Origin of the sequence: Streptococcus sp. HMSC061E03 (genome assembly GCF_001813505.1) — a bacterium.
Taxonomy (GTDB): domain Bacteria; phylum Bacillota; class Bacilli; order Lactobacillales; family Streptococcaceae; genus Streptococcus.
This window is the reverse complement of the sequence record NZ_KV812797.1, coordinates 233,192-237,613: the sequence shown is the minus strand read 5'-3', so window position 1 is coordinate 237,613 and position 4,422 is coordinate 233,192. Positions and strand designations below refer to the sequence as shown.

Genomic DNA, 4,422 nt, shown 5'->3' with positions numbered 1-4,422 from the left:
TCTATCAAGAATGTCAATTCTGGTGCTGGAACTTATACAGTAACGGTGGATCAAGCGCCTCAGGGACGTCGGATTAAGAACATCCGTGTCGCAGCCTGGTCTCAAGCTCATCAGGAAAATCTCTTCTGGTATTCAACAGTACCTTCTGGAATGCATACAGAAGTGCAGGTCTCTGCAGCAAATCACCAGTACCAGAAAGGAAATTACACTACTCACGTCTATGTGGACTATGTCGATGGTGGCGTTGAAGGCTTTAACCTTGGTCAAACAGCACTTCATCCTCGTGCGACAGTAGCTCAAACTGCTTTTAATCCTCGTGTAACGAATGGGCAACGGGACCGTGTCTTACGGGCAGCAGCTAGTTTAGTTGGTGTTCGTGGCGGAACTGCAGCTCACCATCAATTGGTCAATGATTACAACAGTGTCAAACCACTTCCTGTAGGTTATGCAGTGAAGACGACCGATGATTGGTGTGATATCTTTGTCACAACAGTCTTCCAGCGTGAGGGCTTGAGTGGTTTGATTGGCCGTGAATGTGGAGTCGAACGTCACATTCAGATCTTCAAACGTTTGGGCATTTGGAATGAAGATGGGACCACTACACCAAAAGCAGGGGACATCATCACCTTTAACTGGGATCAAAATAGCCAGCAAAATAATGGATTTGCGGATCACATCGGAATTGTTGAGAGCGTCTCAAATGGGATTATTCATACCATTGAAGGAAACTCCAACAACCAAGTCCGTCGCAATACGTATCGAATCGGTCATGGTAATATCCGTGGATTTGCAACTCCTCGCTATCAATAATAAAAAAGAAGCCCGGTGGCTTCTTTTTTGAATGCAGATAAATTTTTTAAAATAAAATGAGAGATTCTGTCAATTGTTTTAAATAATTTTTATCTTTTTAATTATTCGATTATGACTGGAGACTTTACGCAGTGAGAAAAGTGCTTGAAATATTAGAATTTCAAGCACTCAGGAGTTTTGAGAGTAAAACAGTTTGGGAAACTGTTTTAGCCTGAGCCTAGAAATTAAAGAGCGAAGGGGCTCAAAACTAAGTCATGGAACTTCTTTGAAGTTCGCTGACGTCCGTACTCACTTAAGGAAAGTCTTTAAGAAGACTATTTCGGTTCTTTTCTCATTTTCTCAACCCTTCTTCAAAACTCTTGGAAGGCGCCTCAACTTGTATGGTTTCAAGGGTTAATGGATTGGTGAAGGTCAAGCGGTGAGCATGGAGCATGAGTCGCTCTCCGCGTGCAGGGTTATAGAGAGGATCCCCAACAATCGGGTGCCCATGATGGGAGAGATGCACCCGGATCTGATGGGTGCGCCCCGTCTTGAGCTGGCATTTAACCAGGCTGTTGCGCCCGATTTTTTTCAGTTGTGTCACCTGAGTTTCTGCATACTGTCCTTTACGTGGATCGACCAGGCGCTTGCGCCGATCGTGGCGATCGCGTCCGATTTTATCCTTGTAGACGATGGTCTTTTGTGCTAAGCTGCCTTGGATCAAGGCCCAGTACTCGCGTTGGATGTTTTTATCTTCCAAAATGCGGTTGAGAATGGGCAGGATAAAAGGGTTTTTAGCAAATAAAATTGCTCCGCTGGTTTCCTTGTCTAAGCGGTGCACGACGTAGCAGGTAGATCCAACATAGCTGGAAACATGGTTGAGAAGAGCAATTTCTGTCGGCTCATTGGCATGGGTTTTCATACCTTCGGGCTTATTGACGATGATGACATGCTCATCCTGATAGAGTTCTTCGACCAGACTCGGGTCTCCGGCTGGGAGCTCTTTTTCAGGGTAATCGTCCGCGTCAAAGATCAGCTGGATCTGGTCTCCTTTTTGAACGGGGCTCTGCCAGTTGATGGTCTCGCCATTGACCAAGACGTGCTTCTTGGTTCGTAAAAAATGCCGGATCTTACGGGGAATGAGGAAGTAGTCCTCAAGCAACTCTTTCACAGTCATCTGGGGAAAGGATTGTGGAATGGTAAATTGATAGTTCATGACCCTATTGTAGCAAAATCTAAGCTTAAAGAAAACTAAATGAGAGAAAGGGATGAGCTATCTTTTCTTGCTAGGACAAGGATAAGGTGTTACAATAACAGGTATGAATAGAATAAAAGAATTATTTGAAAACCTGATCACTTTTTTTAGAAAGGATCATCCGCCCAAAGCGGTGGCAGAAGAAGTGCCAGACACGGAACTACCGGAAGAGACAGTAGAGCCGACCTATAGTCGCTCAGGCAAGCACAGAAGCAAGCCTCTCTCTCAGCATCCCTTCCGTCGTTTTTGGCGCAGATTCCATTTGACCAAGATTCTCCTGATCATTGGGCTAGGCTTTAGCCTCTTGACAGGGGGCTATCTCTTCTACCTCGCAAAGACGACCAACGTCAAGGATTTGCAGAATGCACTGAAGGCGACCACCATTATCTATGATAAGAATGGGGACCAGGCGGGAAGTTTGACCGGGCAAAAAGGAACCTATGTCGAACTCGATGCCATTAGTGAGAATCTGCAAAATGCCGTGGTCGCAACAGAGGACCGGAGCTTTTACAAGAATAGCGGGATCAACTATGGTCGCTTCTTCTTAGCGATTTTGACCCTGGGTCGCTCAGGTGGTGGGTCGACCATCACCCAGCAGCTAGCCAAGAATGCTTACCTGTCTCAGGACCAGACGGTGGAGCGTAAGGCTAAAGAATTCTTCCTGGCGCTTGAAATCAATAAGAAATACAGTAAAAAAGAAATCCTCACCATGTACCTCAACAATGCCTATTTTGGAAATGGGGTTTGGGGAATTGAGGATGCTTCCAAGAAGTATTTTGGGGTTTCAGCCAGTCAATTAAGCCTGGATCAGTCTGCGGTTCTCGCAGGTATGCTCAAGGGACCGGAAATCTATAACCCGCTCTACTCAGTAGAAAATGCGACCAATCGTCGCAATACGGTCCTCCAAAATATGGTGGCGGCTGGCTATATTGACCAGAAAACGGCTGATCAGTCGGCGGCTGTGGATATCCATGGTCAGCTGGTCGATGCCTATGAAGGCAAGTCAGAGGACTATCGCTACCCATCCTATTTTGATGCGGTCATCAATGAAGCGGTCAATGAATACGGCCTGACCGAAGAAGACATTGTCAAAAATGGCTACCGGATCTACACCGAGCTGGATCAGAATTACCAAGCAAGTATGCAGGTGATCTATGACAATACGGCCCTCTTCCCAGTAGCGGAAGACGGCACGCGCGCGGAATCTGGTAGTGTTGCCCTCGATCCTAAGACCGGAGGGGTTCGGGCTCTCGTAGGGCGTGTCGGAAGCGATCAAAATCCAGGTTTCCGTACCTACAACTACGCTACCCAGGCTGCTCGAAGTCCAGGATCAACCATCAAACCTTTGGTTGTCTATAGCCCAGCTGTTGCGGCAGGTTGGTCGACCAATAAGGAATTGGACAATAGTACCACCCAATATGGAAGCTATGAGGTCAATAACTACGCGGGAATCCAGTCGAGCCCAACGGTACCAATGTACCAGGCCTTGGCAGAATCCCTTAACCTTCCAGCCGTAGCGACCGCTAATGATTTGGGTCTCGATACGGTCTTTGAGTACGGGAAAAAATTCGGACTCAACATGGACAAGGTGGACAAGTCGCTTGCCGTTGCCTTGGGAGCTGGTGTGACAACCAATCCGATGCAGATGGCCCAGGCCTATGGCACCTTTGCTAACGGCGGGGTCATGAATGATGCTCACCTCATTACCAAGATCGAAAATGCAAGTGGCCAAGTGGTCAAGAGCCACAGCCAGAAATCAACCCGAGTGCTTAGTGGTTCAACGACAGATAAGATGACCAATATGATGCTTGGTACCTTCAGTAATGGTACAGGGGTTAACGCTGCGCCTTATGGCTATACCATGGCAGGGAAAACCGGTACGACAGAGACCAGCTTTAACAAGGACCTCTCTGGAGACCAATGGGTGATCGGCTACACGCCAGATGTAGTCATCAGTCAATGGCTTGGTTTCCCAACGACCGATGAAAATCACTACCTGACGGACAGTAGTGCTGGAACGGCATCCGAGATCTTCCGCAATGTTGCCAACAGTGTTCTGCCTTATACAGACGGTACCCAGTTTGACTCGGTGAAGAACTCTTATGCTGAAAACGGCATTGCGCCAGTCGGAGAAGAAACGACAGAAACAGATAGCAAAGAAGACAAAGGTTTCTTTGAGGATGTCAAAGAAAAGGCGTCGAATATGGTCGATGATGCGAAAAAAGCAATCGACGAGGCTGATATCCCAGGAAAAGCGAAAAACGCTTGGGATACCTTTAAAGGCTGGCTTGGTTTCTAATCAAAAAAACGATTCAGAAGGATTTCTGAATCGTTTTTTGCAGATTGAAGACAAAGTCTTCTTAGAAACTTTCCTTAGG

General features: G+C 46.9%; 3 protein-coding genes. 2 read left to right on the top strand and 1 reads right to left on the bottom strand.

Annotated features, from left to right (window positions below):
- The coding region (locus HMPREF2917_RS08815; protein ID WP_141751546.1) for a GBS Bsp-like repeat-containing protein at nucleotides 1-810 on the top strand (810 nt) is incomplete at its 5' end.
- A gap of 331 nt (nucleotides 811-1,141) precedes the next feature.
- Here HMPREF2917_RS08815 and HMPREF2917_RS08810 read toward each other — a convergent pair.
- Nucleotides 1,142-2,005, bottom strand: a complete 864-nt coding sequence (locus tag HMPREF2917_RS08810; protein WP_070590286.1) for an RluA family pseudouridine synthase — start codon at nucleotides 2,003-2,005, stop codon at nucleotides 1,142-1,144.
- 103 nt (nucleotides 2,006-2,108) lie between these two features.
- Here HMPREF2917_RS08810 and pbp2a point away from each other — a divergent pair, with 103 nt between their 5' ends.
- Nucleotides 2,109-4,343 (top strand): penicillin-binding protein PBP2A, encoded by a 2,235-nt coding sequence (pbp2a, locus tag HMPREF2917_RS08805; RefSeq protein ID WP_070590283.1) that lies wholly within the window; start codon nucleotides 2,109-2,111, stop codon nucleotides 4,341-4,343.
- Nucleotides 4,344-4,422: the final 79 nt, after the last annotated feature.

What these genes read in the sequence shown, in the direction of transcription:
- HMPREF2917_RS08810 (WP_070590286.1), bottom strand. Translation starts at nt 2,005, where the DNA reads ATGAACTATCAATTTACCATTCCACAATCCTTTCCCCAGATGACTGTG.
- pbp2a (WP_070590283.1), top strand. Translation starts at nt 2,109, where the DNA reads ATGAATAGAATAAAAGAATTATTTGAAAACCTGATCACTTTTTTTAGA.